Source organism: Halorubrum rutilum, from assembly GCF_042665015.1.
In the GTDB taxonomy this organism is placed as follows: domain Archaea; phylum Halobacteriota; class Halobacteria; order Halobacteriales; family Haloferacaceae; genus Halorubrum; species Halorubrum rutilum.
This window is the reverse complement of the sequence record NZ_JBHTBL010000004.1, coordinates 109,535-126,583: the sequence shown is the minus strand read 5'-3', so window position 1 is coordinate 126,583 and position 17,049 is coordinate 109,535. Positions and strand designations below refer to the sequence as shown.

18 protein-coding genes are annotated in these 17,049 nt (G+C 70.3%); 7 read left to right on the top strand and 11 right to left on the bottom strand.

Features of this window, described 5'->3' with window-relative positions; translation table 11 throughout:
• Position 1: 1 nt before the first annotated feature.
• The 10 genes from ACFQMF_RS04890 to aglJ form a co-directional block, all read right to left on the bottom strand.
• Positions 2-1,075 (bottom strand): complex I subunit 1/NuoH family protein, encoded by a 1,074-nt coding sequence (locus ACFQMF_RS04890; RefSeq protein ID WP_256408678.1) that lies wholly within the window; start codon positions 1,073-1,075, stop codon positions 2-4.
• The gene (locus tag ACFQMF_RS04885; protein ID WP_256408679.1) at positions 1,075-2,739 is read right to left on the bottom strand and encodes an NADH-quinone oxidoreductase subunit D; all 1,665 of its coding nucleotides are present in this window, start codon (positions 2,737-2,739) and stop codon (positions 1,075-1,077) included. Before ACFQMF_RS04885 ends, ACFQMF_RS04890 begins: the two co-directional genes overlap by 1 nt.
• The gene (locus tag ACFQMF_RS04880; protein WP_137782834.1) at positions 2,736-3,434 is read right to left on the bottom strand and encodes an NADH-quinone oxidoreductase subunit B; all 699 of its coding nucleotides are present in this window, start codon (positions 3,432-3,434) and stop codon (positions 2,736-2,738) included. The genes ACFQMF_RS04885 and ACFQMF_RS04880 overlap by 4 nt, the downstream gene beginning before the upstream one ends.
• Complete coding sequence (locus ACFQMF_RS04875) at positions 3,434-3,850, bottom strand: NADH-quinone oxidoreductase subunit A (RefSeq protein WP_092562085.1); 417 nt, start codon at positions 3,848-3,850, stop codon at positions 3,434-3,436. The genes ACFQMF_RS04880 and ACFQMF_RS04875 overlap by 1 nt, the downstream gene beginning before the upstream one ends.
• 703 nt (positions 3,851-4,553) lie before the next feature.
• Entirely contained in the window at positions 4,554-5,162 is a 609-nt protein-coding gene (purE, locus tag ACFQMF_RS04870; RefSeq protein ID WP_256408680.1) for a 5-(carboxyamino)imidazole ribonucleotide mutase, read from the bottom strand.
• A gap of 437 nt (positions 5,163-5,599) precedes the next feature.
• A complete protein-coding gene (gene purK, locus ACFQMF_RS04865; RefSeq protein ID WP_256408681.1) occupies positions 5,600-6,772 on the bottom strand; it encodes a 5-(carboxyamino)imidazole ribonucleotide synthase in 1,173 nt (390 codons plus the stop codon).
• 102 nt (positions 6,773-6,874) lie between these two features.
• Positions 6,875-7,609, bottom strand: coding sequence for a hypothetical protein (locus ACFQMF_RS04860; RefSeq protein ID WP_256408682.1), 735 nt, complete (start codon positions 7,607-7,609; stop codon positions 6,875-6,877).
• Between the two features lie 107 nt (positions 7,610-7,716).
• A complete protein-coding gene (locus tag ACFQMF_RS04855; protein WP_256408683.1) occupies positions 7,717-8,898 on the bottom strand; it encodes an FtsZ/tubulin family protein in 1,182 nt (393 codons plus the stop codon).
• Between the two features lie 46 nt (positions 8,899-8,944).
• Positions 8,945-10,069 carry an AI-2E family transporter gene (locus tag ACFQMF_RS04850; protein ID WP_256408684.1) on the bottom strand — a complete coding sequence of 375 codons (1,125 nt, stop codon included), beginning with the start codon at positions 10,067-10,069 and terminating at the stop codon, positions 8,945-8,947.
• Between the two features lie 97 nt (positions 10,070-10,166).
• Positions 10,167-11,246 (bottom strand): S-layer glycoprotein N-glycosyltransferase AglJ, encoded by a 1,080-nt coding sequence (gene aglJ / locus ACFQMF_RS04845; RefSeq protein ID WP_256408685.1) that lies wholly within the window; start codon positions 11,244-11,246, stop codon positions 10,167-10,169.
• A gap of 161 nt (positions 11,247-11,407) precedes the next feature.
• On the opposite strand from aglJ, the gene ACFQMF_RS04840 reads away from it, so the two are divergent.
• Positions 11,408-11,788: a DUF7522 family protein gene (locus ACFQMF_RS04840; RefSeq protein WP_256408686.1), complete on the top strand. Its 381-nt coding sequence runs from the start codon at positions 11,408-11,410 to the stop codon at positions 11,786-11,788.
• Positions 11,789-11,818: 30 nt separating this feature from the next.
• On the opposite strand, the gene ACFQMF_RS04835 is transcribed toward ACFQMF_RS04840, so the two are convergent.
• Entirely contained in the window at positions 11,819-12,178 is a 360-nt protein-coding gene (locus ACFQMF_RS04835; RefSeq protein ID WP_256408687.1) for a response regulator, read from the bottom strand.
• Positions 12,179-12,335: 157 nt separating this feature from the next.
• Between ACFQMF_RS04835 and ACFQMF_RS04830 the strand changes: the two genes are divergently transcribed.
• The 6 genes from ACFQMF_RS04830 to ACFQMF_RS04805 all read left to right on the top strand — a co-directional run bounded on the left by ACFQMF_RS04830 (position 12,336) and on the right by ACFQMF_RS04805 (position 17,014).
• Positions 12,336-13,367, top strand: coding sequence for a phosphate signaling complex PhoU family protein (locus tag ACFQMF_RS04830; protein ID WP_256408688.1), 1,032 nt, complete (start codon positions 12,336-12,338; stop codon positions 13,365-13,367).
• 69 nt (positions 13,368-13,436) lie between these two features.
• Positions 13,437-13,619, top strand: a complete 183-nt coding sequence (locus tag ACFQMF_RS04825; RefSeq protein ID WP_256408689.1) for a DUF7525 family protein — start codon at positions 13,437-13,439, stop codon at positions 13,617-13,619.
• Between the two features lie 52 nt (positions 13,620-13,671).
• Entirely contained in the window at positions 13,672-13,899 is a 228-nt protein-coding gene (locus ACFQMF_RS04820) for a DUF7123 family protein (RefSeq protein ID WP_007998354.1), read from the top strand.
• Between the two features lie 157 nt (positions 13,900-14,056).
• The gene (locus ACFQMF_RS04815; RefSeq protein ID WP_256408690.1) at positions 14,057-14,485 is read left to right on the top strand and encodes a CoxG family protein; all 429 of its coding nucleotides are present in this window, start codon (positions 14,057-14,059) and stop codon (positions 14,483-14,485) included.
• Positions 14,482-15,288: a nitrilase-related carbon-nitrogen hydrolase gene (locus ACFQMF_RS04810; protein WP_256408692.1), complete on the top strand. Its 807-nt coding sequence runs from the start codon at positions 14,482-14,484 to the stop codon at positions 15,286-15,288. The genes ACFQMF_RS04815 and ACFQMF_RS04810 overlap by 4 nt, the downstream gene beginning before the upstream one ends.
• Before the next feature lie 664 nt (positions 15,289-15,952).
• On the top strand, positions 15,953-17,014 hold the full coding sequence (locus tag ACFQMF_RS04805; protein WP_256408693.1) for a presenilin family intramembrane aspartyl protease PSH: 1,062 nt from the start codon (positions 15,953-15,955) through the stop codon (positions 17,012-17,014).
• Positions 17,015-17,049: the final 35 nt, after the last annotated feature.

Below are 17,049 nucleotides of genomic sequence, written 5' to 3'. Positions count from 1 at the left end.
GTTACGCGATCACCCCCACGATTACGGCCGTGAGCACCAGGTTCGCGAACGACAGCACGAGCATTCCCTTCCAGCCGATCTCGATCAGCTGGTCGATGCGGACGCGCGGCAGCGCGGAGCGGGCCCACTGCGTGAACAGGAAGAAGCCCCAGATCTTCACCACGAACCAGATGAAGCCGATGCTCTCCGGGCCCGGCCCGGAGGCGCCGCCGAGGAACGTCACGGCGAGGATGGCGCCCCCGAGGAAGATGTGGACGAACTCGCCGAGGTAGAAGAGGACGAAGTACGCCGAGGAGTACTCCGTCTGGTAGCCGGCGACGATCTCCGTCGGCGCCTCCGGGATGTCGAACGGGTTCCGGCCGATCTCCGCCATGTTCGCCGTGAGGAACAGGACGAACGCGAACGGGTTCACGAAGGCGTACCACGCCGGGATGTCGATCCCGGCGACCGTCACCAGCGTCGTCGTCTGCGCGCCGACGATGCCGCTCATCTGGAGCGTGCCCGCGAAGATCACGACGGACATCGCCGTGACGATGAGCGGGATCTCGTACGCGAGGTTCTGCGCGACCGCGCGGAGCCCGCCGAGCAGCGAGTACTTGTTGTTCGACGCGTAGCCGGCCATCACCAGCGAGACGGAGGCGATGGAGGCGAACGCGAACACCAGCGCGAATCCGACCTCCGGGTCGGCGAGCTGGAAGTTGATCGGCCCGAGCCGCCCCATCGGGATCACCGAGAAGCCGAGCAGCGCCGACGCCGGCAGGATGACCGGCGCGATGTCCCAGGTGGGCCGGTCGACGCCCTCGGGGACGATGAGCTCCTTCGCGAGCAGCTGAACGGCGGACGCCGGGATGATCAGGAGCCCGAACGGGCCGACCCGGTTGACCGCGATCCGGTCGGTGAACGCCGCCGTGATCTTCCGTTTCGCCCACGGGCCGGCGACGCCGGTGAACGCGAGGACGATGTTCCCGACGACGGCGGCCGCGATCAGCGCCGCGACGACCTCGCCGAGCACGCCCGGCAGCCCGAACGTGTCGACGAGGAACTCCGGGAACAGCTGTGCGGGTGCCGTCCCCATCAGCGGTCCACCTCCCCGAGCACGATGTCGAGGCTCCCGAGCGCCGCGATGACGTCGGGGATGTACTCGCCGTTCGCCATCTCCGGCAGCGTCTGGAGGTTCGAGAAGCACGGCGACCGGATCTTGAACCGGGCCGGCTTGTCGGTGCCGTCGGAGCGGATGTAGATGCCGAGCTCGCCCTTCGCGGCCTCGACGGCCCGGTAGATCTCGGCGTCGTCGTCCGGGCGGAGCGTGCGCGGCACGTTCGCCTGGATGTTGCGCTCGTCCTCGGGCCAGTCCTCGAGCAGGTCGACGCACTGCTCGATGATCTTCGCGGACTCCTCGACCTCGCGCATCCGGACGAGCAGGCGGCTGAAGTTGTCGCAGCCGTCCTCCGTGACGACGTCCCAGTCGAGCTCGTCGTAGTAGCCGTACGGGTCGTCGCGGCGCAGGTCGTAGTCGACCCCCGAGCCGCGGGCGACGGGACCGGTCGCGCCGTAGTCCTTGGCGACGTCCGGCGGGAGGATGCCGGTGTCGATCGTCCGCATCTGGAAGATCTCGTTGGAGGTGACGAGGTTGTGGTACTCCTCGACGGACTCCGGCAGCTGGTCGAGGAAGTCGCGGGTCTTCGAGAAGAACTCCTCGCGGGGCTCGGGGAGGTCCCAGACGACGCCGCCGAGCCGGAAGTAGTTGAACATCAGCCGCTGGCCCGTCAGATCCTCCAGTAGGTCCTGGACGCGCTCGCGGTCGTTGATGGCGTACATGAACGTCGCCGTGAAGTCGCCGTTCACGTCGAGCGCGAACGTCGCGAGCGCGAGCATGTGCGCGGCGATCCGGCACATCTCGGCGCCCATCGTCCGGATGACCTGCGCGTACTCCGGGACCTCGATGTCGGCGAGGTCCTCGGCCGCGCGGGCGTACGCCCACTCGTTGAGCAGGCCCGCCGAGATGTAGTCCCAGCGGTCCGGGTACGGCATGATCTGGTGGCGGTACGTCCCGGACTGAGCCATCTGCTCCTCGCTGCGGTGGAGGTAGCCGATGTCGGGCTCGACGTCGACGACCTGCTCGCCGTCGAGCGTCGTCTTCAGGTGGAGGACGCCGTGCGTCGCCGGGTGGTGCGGCCCGATGTTGAGGAACATCGTGTCGGACTCGCTGTCCTTGTGGTGCTCCTGCAGCGGGTTCGCGTGCTCCGGCAGCGTGGCGATCTGCGGCCGGTCCCTGTCGTAGTCCATCGACAGGGGGTGACCCTGCCACGTCTCCGGCAGGAGGATCCGGCGCAGGTCGGGGTGGTCGTCGTAGTCGATGCCGATCAGGTCGTACGCCTCGCGCTCGTGCCAGTCGGCGGTGCGGAAGACGGGCTCGGCCGACTCGGAGACGGGGTCGTCCTTGTCGGCGGGGACGACGACGCTGACCTCCTGCGTCGGGTCGTCGAACTTCTTCAGGTGGTAGACCGACTCGTAGCGGTTCTCGTACTCCTGCGCGGTGACCACCGAGAGGTGGTCGTATCCGGCCTGCCGTTTCAGGATCGAGAGCGTCTCCTGGACGGTGTCCGGGCGAATGACGAAGCCGGGGGCGTTCAGGTGGTCGTCGCGCTCGACGACGAGGTCGCCGAGGAGCGCCTCCAGCTCGTCGGGCGTGCGCTCGATCGCCGCGTCGTCGGGGGCGTCCGGTCGTTCGAGGCTCATGGTGAATCAGCGAAGTTGTACCGCATGACGAGTTCGTCGTCGTCGATCTGGTCGGCGAGCTTGTCGACGAGCTCGTCGCGTTCGAGGTCGGAGAACTCCTCCAGCTCGTACGGCTTGACCGTCACGGGCGAGGCCTCGCCGTTGGCGACGCGCTCCTGCAGCTTCACGACGCCGTAGACGAGCGCCTCGGGACGGGGCGGACAGCCGGGGACGTGGATGTCGATCGGGATGACCTCCTCGGCGCCCTTGATCACGTTGTACCCCTCCTGGAACGGGCCGCCGGAGATGGTACACGAGCCCATGCCGACGACGAACTTCGGCTCGGGCATCTGGTCGTAGACGCGCTTCATCCGCGGCGCGAACTTCGAGACGATCGTCCCGGGGACGATCATCACGTCGGCCTGTCGGGGCGAGGCGCGGGGGACGCCCGACCCGAAGCGGTCGAGGTCGTGTTTCACCGCGTAGGTGTGCATCATCTCGATGCTGCAGCAGGCGATGCCGAACTGCAGCATGAACATCGAGGAGCCGCGACACCAGTTCAGGAACTTGTCGAACTTGGTGAGGATGAACGGCGAGGAGCCGAACGCCTCGCGGAGCCGGGAGTTAAACCGGTCTCCCTGCCCGGTCATCCGGGCGTCCCGCGTCTCGGTCACGACTTGCGATTCGTCGGTGATGAATGGTTGGTCGCTGCTCATTAGTTGAGGTCACGCTCCGTTTTTCTGCTGGTCGCGCGGGGGCTGCGGGCCCAGCTGATCGCCCCCGACCGCCACGCCCAGACGAGCCCGATCGCGAGGATCCCGACGAAGGCCAACATCGGCCACAGCAGGGCGGTCATCGGCACGCCGGCCTGGATCGCCGGGCGGTAGATGACGGCCCACGGGAACAGCAACACGGTCTCGATGTCGAACACGACGAACAACAGCGCGACCATGTAGTACTGGATGTTGAACCGGATCTTCGTCCCGCCAGTCGGGGTCTCGCCGGACTCGTAGGTGGTGCTTTTACCGGTCTCAGGCACGCTCGGACGGAGCAACGCCGACACGGTCATCATCCCGATCGGGATGAGCAGGCCGACGGCCGCCAAGGCGCCGATCGCTATCCAATCGCTCATATAGGTCTCCGTAACGTGCTGGCGTTTGGACCGCCCCCTCATAAGCGTTGAGTCTTGTGCGTCCGCGGGCGTGCGGGCCGATATCGGCCGTTCGCGGTCGAAGCGGCGGCGAACCCTCGAAGAGCGGTCAATCCGGTGATCGACCGTAGCGAGGAGTGGCCGTCGCCGGCGCCGAGGGCGAGTGGAGCAATATCGGAACACGCGGTGCGGTCGGCGCGTGCCCGTGAGCGGCCGAAGGTCGCGAGCGGCACGCGCGAGGGACGCGGTGAGCGACGGGGCGACGCAGGGAGCCCCGAGCGAGCCGCGAGGCTGGGGAGGCGTGAGGTGCCGTGCGGGGCGGTGCGGGGTGGGACTCGAAGGGGCAGCCGCGAGGCCGCCGTAGGCGACGCGAGCAGGGTGGCGCTACGCGCCACGGGCAGCCGGCGGCGAAGCCGCCGGCGACACCGCAGCGAAGGAGCGAAGCGACTGAGCGAGGAGCACAGCGAGCGTACGGCGGCCTCGCGGCTGGAGCTGTGGCGGTGTTCGCCGGCAATCCGGTGGCAACCGCGTGGAGCCGAGCGGCTGGGGCTGTGGCGGTGTTCGCCGGCAATCCGGTACCAGCCACGTATCGCTGAGCAGCCGTGGCTTCGGAAGCGGTCGCAATGACCTCTAATCAGACGTAAACGGTCGGGGCTCTACGGCGGGCCACCGCGCCGGCAACCGCTTACCGATCCCGGAACCCGTCGATACCGAGGTCGTGGAGGTCCGCGGAGACGTCGGCGACGCCGCCCTTGAGGTCCTCGTGGTACTCGATCAACCGCTCCTCGACCTCGTCGTGCTCGCGCGCGAGCACCTGCGCGGCCGAGAGGGCGGCGTTGAACGACTTCCCCGCGTCGACCGCGACGATCGGCGCGCCGGTCGGCATCCCGATGACGGAGTCGACCGACTTCTCCTGGACCGGGACGCCGATGACGGGCACCGGGTACGCGATCGAGGCGGTCATGTTCGGGAGGTCGGCAGACTTTCCGCCCGCGCCGGCGATTATCACGTCCAGCCCGCGCGCCGTCGCCGTCTCCCCGTACGCGTACATCAGCTCGGGGGTGCGGTGCGCGGAGACGACGTAACTCTCGTAGGTGAACCGGGCGTCGGGGGCCGCGTGGAAGTCGGTCTGCTCCGCGAAGCCGAGCTCGTCGAGCGCCTCGTACGTGCCCTCCATCGTCGGGAGGTCCGAGTCCGAGCCCATGACGATCCCCACGTCCGGGGTGGTGTCCGGGTCGGCGTCGGCCGCCGCCTCCGCTTCGAGCCGCTCGATCAGGTCGTCCACCGTGGTCATACGCGTGGGTTCGGCGGAGGGTTACAAGGAACTCCCGGATGCGGCGACTACGCGGATCAGTGGGTAGCCGCGGTTGCCGTCGCGGTCGACACCGACAAAGTCCCAGCCGCTCGGCAATACGTGGTCGCTGCCACAGGAACACCGCCAAAGCCCCAGCCGCGAGGACTCGATGCGCTCGTTGCGCGCTTCGGTCGTTCGCTTCGCTCACTCCCTCCAGTGCTTACGTCGCGCGTCTTCGTCCTCGCGACTGCCCCTTTGAGTCCCGCCCCGCACCGTTCTGCACCGCAGCCTCACGCCTCCCCAACCTCGCGGTTCGCGCTCTTCGAGCGCTCACCGCTCCCTCGCGCGTGCTGACTCGCGGCCGCCGAGGGCGGCCGCTCGCAGGCACGCGCCACCGCAGTTCGTTCATAAACGGTCGTCGCCGTTGCTCCCGAAATCTACGCGTCCCGGAACGTCAGCCCGTCGCGGAGTTCTCGCGCCCGAGAGAGCAGGGCGTCGCGGTCGGCGTCCTCGGGGTCGCCGCCCGTTTCGGCCACCGTCAGGTGCCCCATCTTCCGGAGCGGGCGGGCGTCGGCCTTCCCGTACCAGTGGAGGTCGGCGTCGGGCGCGGCGAGGACCTCGTCGACGCCGCGGAGCGTGGCGGGCCGGGTCTCGTCGACGTCTCCGAGGGCGTTCGCCGTGACCGCGGGCGCGACGAGGTCGGTCGGACCGAGCGGCCACCCGAGCACCGCGCGGACGTGGTTCTCGAACTGCGAGGTGCGCGCGCCCTCGATCGTCCAGTGGCCGGAGTTGTGCGGGCGCGGCGCGATCTCGTTGACGAGCACCTCGCCGTCGCGGGTCTCGAACAGTTCGATCCCGTAGACGCCGCGACCGTCGAGGAACTCCAGCACGTCGCGGGCGACCGACTCGGCCTCGGCGACGACCGCGTCGTCGGCGCGGGCGGGCGCGACGCTCTCGCGGAGGATCTCCTCGCGGTGGATCGTCTCTGTGACGGGATAAGTGCGCGTCTCGCCGTCGGCGCCCTTCAGCCCCATCACGGCGATCTCGCGCTCGAAGTCGAGGAGCTCCTCGGCCATCGCGTTCCCCCCGACCTCGTCGAGCGCGTCGGCGGCGTCGGCGAGGCCCTCCACCGGGACGTTCCCGCGGCCGTCGTACCCCCCCTCGCGGGCCTTCAGCATGACGCCCCCGAACTCCTCGACGACGCGTTCGAGCCCCTCGGCGGTCGCGACCGCAACGAACTCCGGGACGGGGATCCCCGCGTCCGCGAGCGCCTCCTTCTGGACCAGCTTGTCTTGGATCGTTTCGAGGGTCCCGGGGTCCGGCTGGACCGGGACGTCGTGCTCGGCGCTCGCCTCGGCCAGCAGCGCCGGGTCGGCCAGCTCGATCTCGAAGGTGAGCGCGTCGGCCCGGCTCGCCAGCTCGTGGACCGCGTCGGGGTCGTCGAAGTCGCCGACGATCTGCTCGCTGACGACGGGCGCGGCCGGGCAGTCGGGCGTCGGGTCCAGCACGACGACCTCGACGCCGAGCCGCGCGACCGCCTCGCCGATCATCCGACCCAGCTGTCCGCCGCCGACGACGCCGAGCGTCGGTCCCGGCAGGGTGATAGACATGCGCGGCGGTACCGAACGTTACTGCATAAATATTCCCACATCGACCGGTACAATAGACACGTTCGTGTGTACACGACCGGTTCGGTCGCGGGCGCCGACCGCCTACAGGTCGACCGTCGCGAGGTCGCTCTCCAGCTCGTCGACGTACTCGTTGTACGCGTCGACGAACCCCCTGAACGAGTCGGCGTACTCGCGGACGTCGGCCGCGGAGGGCGCCTCGTACTGCGAGAGGAGGTAGAGCCCCCCGGAGCCGCCGACGCGGAGGTACGAGACGGCCCCCTCGTCCCACTTCAGCTCCCAGCGGTCGCCGTCGACGCGGGCGGTGTAGGTCCCGTAGTCGTCGCCCTCGTACCGGTGTATCTCCCCGGCCATGACGGAACAGGCCTCGCGGATCCGGTCCAGCACGCGGTCGCGCTCGGCGACGACGCCGTCGGTCGAGGCGGGCTCGGGGAACTCGGCGCTCACGCCGTCGAGGACGCCCGACAGCGACTCGACGTACTCGTTCCACGCCGCGACGAACGCCGCGTAGTCGTCGAGCGCGGCCGCGAGCTCCTCCGGGTCCGGCGGCCGCTTCGTCGAGATCACGTACACGTCCGAGCCCGATTTCGGCGAGAACAGCAGGAACTCCAGCTCCCCGGCCTCGTGTTTGACCGTCCACGTCCCGCCCGGCGTCGACAGCTCGCGACGCCCGTAGTCGCCGCCCTGGAGCTTCGCGAGCTGGTAGGCGATCGCTCCGGCATGGTCGCGGACCGCGGCGACGAGCTCGTCGCGCCGGTCGGCGATTGCGTCCGCGTCACGCACGTCGAGGTCGAGCCCGAGGTCGGCGTGGGTGGTCACGGCCGATCTGGGCGCCACACGGGGTTAATCGGTTCGGGTCGGAGCGAGGCCGGCGGGGCCGGGCTGGGCTGGTGCGGCCGGCGGAGCCTCGGACCCGCGCCCGCCGGTCACGCGATCGACTCCCGGAGCTCTCGGACCCGCGCCGGCTCGTCGATCCCGGAGCGCAACACGACGGCGAACACCGCCTCGCCGTCCGGCTCCGGCGCGTCCCCGCTCAGGATCGCGCCCGACCCGGTCTCCTCGGCGAGCCACCGCCGCCCGTCGGCGATCGCCTGTCGGTTGAGCCACGCCGGCGGTCCCCCGACAACGAGCAGCGTCCGGTCCGCGCGCCCCTCCGGGACCTCGACGGTCGACTTGCCGCGGGCCGCCTTCCGGATCGTCGTCTCGATCGCCGACACCGCGGCGCTCGCGTCGACCTCGGCGGGCTCGTCCGAGCCGAACAGCCCGAGCCCGAACCGGGACCCCGACTCCGGCGGATCGACCGCCTGCGTCGCGTGCCCGACCGCGGCGATCTCCCCGTCGTCGCCGACCGCGCGGGCGATGTCGCTCGCGTCGAGCACCTGCTGCGGGGTCGACTCCGCCTCGCCGGAGTCGCCGGCCCCGAACAGCGCCGCCACCCGCTCGGCGACGACCTCGTTCAGCCGACCCCGCCCGTCGCGGAGCGTCTCTCCCGGCCGAAGCCACGCGTCGTTGTCGAAGGGGAACAGGGCCGCACAGCGGTCGGAGAGGGCGTCGAGCGTCCGGGCCGCGTTCTTCTCCGCGAGGGGGCGCCGAGGCTCGCGGTCCTCGGACTCGGGCGCGCTGCCGCGGGCGGCGTCGGTCCGGTCGACCGCCGATTCCGCCGACTCGCCTGACCCCGCCGACGTCCCCGACTCCGCCGGCGTCGGAAGGAGTCCGACGGCGTACACCGGGGCGTCGTAGAGCCGCGACAGCTCCTCGGCGAGCGCGGGGGCGGCGCCCGCGCCCGCGCCGCCGCCGAGACCGACGACGAGCACGAACGCCTCCGCGACGGACGGGTTCTCGTCGTCCATGGCGCGGCCGAGCTCGCTCGCGTGGGCGTCGCCGAGCCGCCGGGCGGCGTGGAGGTCACCGTCGAGCCCGCTCCCGTCGGCCGCGTCGCCGAAGCGGTAGCGGCGCGACTCGTCGACCGACCGGAGCGCGTCGAGGGCCGCCGCGTCCGTGTCGAACGCGTTGATCCCGTGCAGGAACCGCTCGTGGCCGTGATCGGCCGCGAGCCGGTCGACGATCCGGCCACCGGCGCCGCCGAGACCGATGACGTGAAGGCGCATACGTCACCCGGTCGGCGAGCGGGGGCTTATCTCTTCGGCTCGGCGGTCAGAACTCGTCGAGTCGCCGCTGTCCGCGGGGGACCGCCGCGGGGTCTCCCTCGGCGCCGACCTCGTTCGGATCGCCGCCGAGCAGCCGGATCAGCGCCGTGTCGGCGAACGTGAGCGCCAACACCAGCACGATGGGCGCGAGGAACAGCCCGTGGAAGCCGAAGACGACCGGACCGAAGATGTACGCGAGCATGAGCAGCCCGACGTGAGTCGTCTTCCCGCTGAAGTACGGCCGGAGCACGATGTCGGGGATCGTGTCGACGACGACGGCCGCGACGACGAGGAAGCCGGCGACGTAAGCGAGCAGCGAGACGTCGCCGCCGCCGAGGAGCGTCGGCACCGAGGTCACCGCCGCCAGCGGGAGGTACACGATCTTCATCCCGATCACGGGGATCAGGCTCGCGACGCCGGTGAGCGCGCCCGCGAGCGCCGGGTACGGGACCTCGACCGCGGCTGGCACGGCCACGTTGTACGCGGTGTACGTGACGACCGCGATGATCGAGATGGCGATGACGTTGAGCAGGTTTCCGTACAGCACCGCCTCCAGCTCGTCGTCGGCGGTTTCGAGGTACTCGCGGACCACCGCGTCGTCGTCGAAGGTGAGCAGCCACTCGTGGAACTTCGAGCCGTCGAGCAGCAGGTAGTAGGTGACGACGACGACGATCAGGAGGTTGAGGGCGAGCCCGGAGAGCGTGCTCGCGAGCAGCGGCGCCTGCTCGGAGACGAACTCGATCAGCGGGTCGAGCTGCCCCGAGCGATAGGCGGCGACGAGCCCGTCGAGCGTCGGGTCCGAGAGCTGAGCCAGGTCTCCGACCCAGGAGTCCTCCGCGCCGACCGTCTCCGCGACCGGGTACCGCTCGATGAACCGCCGCGCCTCGATCAGCACCAGCAGCACGGTGTAGCCGATGAGCCCGACGAGCGGGACCCCGATGAGCGACAGGGAGAGCACGGCCCTGGCGCGGGCGGGGAGTCGGAACCGTTCGAGCCGGTGGAAGAGCCGGCGCGTCGAGTAGTAGAGGAACACCGCGACCGTGAGCGGGGCGACGAACCGGTACCCGATGAACCCGACGACGAGCGCGACCGCGAGACCGAAGAGGGCGATGACGAACCGCTTCTCGTCCATGGCCCCGCGTCTCGGTGTGCCGACATAAACTATGTGCCTTCGCTCCGGGACGGAAACGGGCGTTCGGCCGTCCCCGCGGCCGTTCGACGGGCGCGCGTCAGTCGTCGTCCCCCTCCGGCGGACGCTCGATCCGACCGCCGTCTCGGTCGCCGTCCCGCTCGCCGTCTCGGTCGCCGTCCCGCTCGCCGTCTCGGTCGCCGTCCCGCTCGCTGCCTCGGTCGCCGTCCCGCTCACTCTCCCGCGAACCGTCGGGCCCGCGCTCCTCGATCGCCCGCTCAAACCGGGTCACCTGCTCCCGGTGCAGCGAGAGGATCATGTCCGCCAGCACGCCGAAGATCAGGAGCTGGATCCCGAGGACCGCCGAACCGACGGCGCCGATGGCGATGACCTCGTGGGTGATGCCGTACGCGAACCACTCGTAGAGGACGTACGCGGTCATCGCCGCGCCCACCGCGGTCGACACCGCCCCGACGCTGCCGAAGTAGAACAGGGGGTTGTTCGTCTTCGCCTTGCGGTACAGCTCCAGGAAGATCACGCCGCCGTCGCGGATCGGGTGGAGGTTGGTCGCGGAGCCGCCGGGACGCTCGCGGTAGGTGATCGGGACGACCGCGACGTCGACCTGGTTCTTCACGCATTCGACCGCCATCTCGGTCTCGATCCCGAAGCCGTCGGCGGTGAGGCGGAGCCGGAGGAACGACTCGCGGGTGAACGCCCGATACCCCGAGAGGATGTCCCGATAGCCCTCCCGGTGGATCGCGCGGAACGCGAGGTTGATGATCCGGTTGCCGACCCGGTTCAGCCGGGTCATCGCCCCCGGTCGCATGTCGGCGAACCGGTTCCCGATGACGTGGTCGGCCTCGCCGGCGAGCAGCGGGTTGAGCATCGCGTCGACGTCGGCCGCGTCGTACGTCGCGTCGGCGTCGGCCATCACGACGTACGGCGCGTCGACGTGGTCGCGGACCGCCTCGCGGACGGCCTGTCCCTTCCCGCGGCCCGACTGTTCGACGACGCGCGCGCCGGCCTCGCGGGCGGCCGCCCTGGTCCCGTCGGTGGAGCCGCCGTCGACCACGAGGACGTCGTCGATCCCGGCGTCGCGGAAGGCCTCGACGACGCGCGCGACCGTCTCGACTTCGTCCATCGCGGGCAGCAGGACGCAGACGTCGTCGTAGTCGCCCATGGCGGGTCGACGGCGGGGGAGTCCCTAAACTCTGCCCTTCGGGCGCGGTCGACGGAGCGCGAAGCGCCCTAGTTCGGCGCGACGATCGGTCCGCTCACCGGTTCGACGACGGTCCTGCGGCCACCCACACGCTCATGTACCCCACGATAGATCGTGTTAGCATGTCGCAGCCACCCGACCCTCACGTCGACGAGCTACTCAGCGCGGCGCGGACGGCGACCGGCGACGAGCTCCGGAGTCTCACCTACTTCACCGAGGACGACGTCACGCAGCTGTACCTCCGCAGCGACCTGAGCCGGACCGCGGACCTCGTCGGGTTCGCGGAGAACGAGCGCCAGGGGTTCCACTCGCAGTCGCTGTACGCCAACACGCAGCTCGGCGACTACCGGTTCACCGTCCGCGTGTTCGAGAACGGGTACCTGACGCGCGTCATCGCGGGGGAACACGGCGTCTGGGTGACGACCGACTCGATGGAGATCGACCGGTTCGAAGAGCTCGCCAGCGCGCTCTCGTCGATCCTCCGGTCGTTCGACCCGGCGTGACCCCTGCGAGCCGACTCCGGTCTCCGCCCGTCAGCCGAGGTGACTCTCTATCTCCGGGACCAGCTCGTCGGGGTCGACCGGCTTCGTGACGTAGCCGTCGGCGCCGGCCTTCACCGCCGCCATCATCTTCTCCCGCTGGTCGACGCTCGTGCACATCACGACCACGGCGTCCGGCCGCCGCTCCTTGATGGCGCGCGTCGCCTCGATCCCGGTCATCTCCGGCATGACGACGTCCATCGACACGGCGTCCGGCTCGTACGCCTCGAACAGCTCCACGGCCTCCGCGCCGTTCTCCGCCTCGCCGACGACGTCGAACGACCCCTCAAGCGCGTCCCGGACCACGGTCCGCTGGAACGAGGAGTCGTCGACGACGAGCACCCGGGCTGTCATGACCGATGATCGGCGGCTGAACGACAAAAGCGCGCGGATCGTCGGACGGTCGGAGCCGTCGAGCGCGTCCGATCCCCACACAACACCTTGTATATTCGATCAAGCGTATAATGAACATAGGAACAACGTTAAGGTGTATCCCGCGGTACGTCGCGACATGGAAACGCGGAAGGTCCAACGGCTGGGTCCGTCGACGCTGGCGATGACCCTCCCCGCCGAGTGGGCGCAGGAACACGGCGTCAACAAGGGCGACGAGGTGTCGCTCCGGATGGGCGGCAAGGGAACGCTCACCGTGCTCCCGGAGTCGGTGAGCACGGAGGAGTCGGAGGCCGTCATCAACGCCGACGGGCTCGACGCGCGGTCGCTGGAGCGGGCCATCGTCGCGCAGTACGTGCTCGGGCGGCGCGTGATCCACGTCCGGAGCGAGGGGACGCTCGACAGCGAGCACATCAACGCCGTCTACAAGGCCGAGACGCAGCTGATGGGGCTCGGCGTCATCGAGGAGACGCCCGAGGACATCTCCATCCGCTGCTCGGTCGACCCGGAGGACTTCACCCTCGACAACCTGCTCGAACGGCTGGAGAACACCGGGTCGACGATGCGCGGCGAGGCCGTGAAGGCGCTCGCGCACGGCAACCCCGACCTCGCGCAGCGCGCGCTCAACCGCGAGCGGCAGGCGAACAAGATCTTCGTCCTCCTGCTCCGGCTCATCTTCACCGCCTACCAGAACCCGAACCTCGCGCGTGCCGTCGGCCTGGAGGAGGGGTTCCCCCTCATCGGCTACCGCTCCGTGGCGAAGAACTTAGAGCTCACCGCCGACAACGCGGAGGACATCGCCGACATCGTGATGGAGGCCGACGGCCACACGCTCGACGTCGACAGCGCGACGATGCGGCAGATCCGCGAGTTCACCGATCAGGTGGACGAGCTGACGGCGCTCGCGGTCCGGGCCGTCGTCGAGCGCGACTACGACCTCACCGTCGAGTGCCGCGACCTGTTCGCCCGGCTGGAGGACCGCGAGCAGGAGATCCTCGCCGAGCTGCCGGACGACCTCGACAACGAGACGCTGCTGATGACCCGCGAGGTGCTCGTCAGCCTCCAGCACACCGCCGAGTACGCGATGCGGAACGCCGAGATCGCCGCGAACCTCGCCCTGAACGAGGAGTCGGAGCACGTCGAGATCATCTGAGAGCGCGGATCTCGTCGGCGCGGTCGCGCCCTTCGCATGAACTAAGTAGCCGCCCGCGAAGCGACGGGTATGAGCGAGGGATCCATCGAGTCTGACATGGAGATCGGCGTGGCGCTCGCGTTGGGGGCCGTCGCGCTCGTCGGGACGGTGCTGATGTTCGGGTACCCGTCGCAGATCGGTCGCGCGTGGGGGTTCGCGGCGGCGTTCGTCTTCGCCCTCTGTTCGGTCGCCGCCGTGCAGCTCTTCGACTGAGCGACCGGGAGACGAGAAACCGTTAAGGACGTTAGACGCCAACGTTGGCGACATGAGCGAGTACACCGAGGAGGAGCAGCGGATCCTCGCGTACCTCACGGACAGCGTCACCCGTGGCGAGCGCTACGTCCGCTCGAAGACGATCGCCGACGCCATCGGCCTCACGGCGAAGCAGGTCGGCTCGCGGCTCCCCCGACTCGCCGAGAAGTCCGACGACGTCGACATCGAGAAGTGGGGCCGAGCGCGGTCGACGACGTGGCGCGTGACGCCACAGGGCTGAGGTCGCGCGACGCCGCCGGGCCCGCTTCGTCCCCGCGTTACCGATCCCGCCGTCTCCGTTCCACCGGATCCCCGCCGCCTCCTCGCCGTCGGACTCCCGCCGCCTCCGCGCCGTCGGACTCGCGTGTTTTTAACCCCCGTGGCACCAACGGGCGGGTATGACCGTCCGAGTCTCCCGGACGTTCGAGTTCGACGCGCCCGCGGACGACGTGTGGGCGTTCATCTCGGACGCCGAGAAGCGCGCCGGCGCGATAAGCGTGGTCGACACCTTCGACGTCCACGGCGACGGGCGCGCGACCTGGCACGTCGCGCTCCCGATCCCGATGATCCGTTCGACCATCTCCGTCGAGACCGAGGAGGTCGAGCGCGACCCGCCGAACCGGGTGAAGTTCGTCGGCAAGTCGAAGGCGTTCCGCGTGACCGGCGAGCACACGATCACCGAGACCGACGGCGGCTGTCGGCTCGCCAACGAGTTCGTCGTCGACGGCCGGCTCCCGGGCGTCGAGTCGTTCTTCGAGCGCAACTTCGACGAGGAGCTCGACAACCTGGAGGACGCGCTGCGCGCCTCGCTGGGCCCGACGGCATGAGGGTCGCCGGCGTCCAGCTCGGCGTCGAGGGCGGCGCCGTCGCGGACAACGTCGAGAGCGCGGTCGAGCGCGTCCGGGCGGCCGCCGCCGACGGGGCGGACCTCGTCGTCCTCCCGGAGCTGTTCGACGTTGGCTACTTCGCGTTCGACTCGTACGCCCGCGCCGCCGAGAGCCTCGCCGGCGACCGGCTGTCGCGGTTCGCGGCCGTCGCGGCCGACGCCGACGTCAACGTCCTCGCCGGGACCGTCGTCGAGGACCTCGCGGCCTCCGCCGCGGACGGGATCGACGTCCCGGCCGAGGCGGGGCTCGCGAACGCGGCGGTCCTCTTCGACCGGGACGGGGAGCGTCGACTGGTCTACCGGAAGCGGCACCTGTTCGGGTACGGCTCGGAGGAGACCGACCGCATGGTCCCCGGCGAGCGCGTCCCGGTCGTCGACCTGGAGGGCGTGCGCGTCGGCGTCACGACCTGTTACGACCTCCGCTTCCCGGAGCAGTTCCGCGAGATGGCCGCGGCCGGCGTCGACTGCGTGCTGGTGCCGAGCGCGTGGCCGTACCCCCGCGTCGAGCACTGGCGGACGCTCGGCCGTGCGCGGGCCATCGAGAACCTCGCGTACGTCGCGACCGTCAACGGGAGCGGCGCGTTCGAGTCGGACGCGCTCTGCGGCCGGACGACCGTCTACGACCCGTGGGGGACCACCCTCGCGTCCGTGGGCGAAGAGCCGACGACGGTGACCGCCGAGATCGACCCGGAGCGGGCCGCGGCGGTGCGCGAGGAGTTCCCGGCGCTGCGGGACCGGCGCTGACTCCCGGCCCGGCGCTCCGACCCCCGTTCCGATCCGGATCCCCGAGCCCGGACCGTCTGGTTTATACCGGAGAAGCGACTACGTGGAGTTGCCGAAGTCCGACGCTTTTCTCGTTGGAGTTCGGCGACAACACCGCGCGCCCGTCCCGACCGCTCGGGCGGCGACGCCGACGACAGCCCGGGGGTCCGCTGTCCGGCCGCCGCCCGCCCGCCTCCCGTCCCGCCTTCGCCGCGTTTCGCCTCCCTTCCCTTTCCGCGCGTGACTCGCGACGACGCTTCCGGTCGCGACCGCCGCGTTCGTCGCTAAGAATATCTGATTTGATAATCTGGACGGTAGCTTCTTGTTCCGCATCGGGCTGGTCGTACACGCCGCGGACGAAACCGGCCGGCCCGCCTAACGTCGGGCGGGCCGGCCGGACACTCGCTTCCACCGTCCGTCGTCCGTCGGCTCTCGGGTCCGGGTCCGACCCGCTCCCACACCGTACCCGGACCCCTTCTGCGGCGCGCGACGGCGTGCCGTCGGCGTTCGCGGCACCGGATCCCTCTCGCGGCGAGCGAGCGCGTCCCGGAGCGACTCTGGCAGAGCGGTCCGACCGGAGCGACCCGACCGGCCCGCCGACGCGAAGCGCAAGGACGAAACCTCCGGACGCCGAACCCTCGGTCGAATGTTCCCCCGGGAGTACCGCGGCGTCGCCTTCGTCGTCGGACTGTTCCTCGCCGTGCAGCTGGGCGCGCTGGCGCTGGTCCCCGAGTTCGCCGAGAGCGGGTATCAGGCGGTCGAGAACCCCGACGACCCGACGAACAGCGTCGTGTACGTCCTCGCGATCCTGGTCATGACGGGGGTGATGCTCGCGGCTTTCAGGTACGACTTCGACGGCGCGGTCCGGCTCCTCATCGTCGGCACCTCCGCGTGGCTCTCGTGGTACGTCTTCTCCGCGCTGGTGTCGCCGCTGGCGGCGGCCGTGCCGGCGGCCGCGGTCGGCGTGGGGCTGCTCGTCTACCCCGAGTGGTACGTGATCGACGCGGCCGGGGTGTTGATGGGCGCCGGGGCGGCCGGACTCTTCGGCATCTCGTTCGGGCTGCTCCCCGCGCTGATCCTGCTCGCGTTCCTCGCCGTCTACGACGCCGTCTCGGTGTACGGCACCGAGCACATGCTGTCGCTCGCGGAGGGCGTGATGGACCTGAACATCCCCGTGGTGCTCGTGATCCCGCTGTCGCTGTCGTACACGCTGCTCGGCGACGACGAGGAGGGGGGCGCCGGCGGTCCGGACGACGCGACCGACGCGGAGGCCGACGAGGCGGACGGCGCCAGCGAGGCGGCCGGGGACGACGGGAGCGTCGGAAGCGATGGGGCCGCTGGCGACGACGGGACCGCCGGAGACGACGAGGCCGCCGACGTCTCGGACCCCACGCCCATCGAGGAGCGCGACGCCTTCTTCATCGGGCTCGGCGACGCCGTGATCCCGGCCGTGTTGGTCGCGAGCGCGGCGACGTTCTCCCCCGCCGCCGGGCTCGCGGTCCCGCTCCTCGGCGTCAACCTCCCCGCGCTGCTCGCGATGGTCGGGAGCCTCGCCGGGCTCCTCGTCCTGATGAGCTGGGTGATCGAGGGCCGGCCGCACGCCGGGCTCCCGCTGTTGAACGGCGGCGCCATCGGCGGCTACCTGATCGGCTCCGTCGCCGCCGGCGTCCCCCTCGCGAACGCGGTGGGGCTCGCCGGGGTCCTCTGATACGGGGACATCTGGGCCGACACGATTTTTAAATC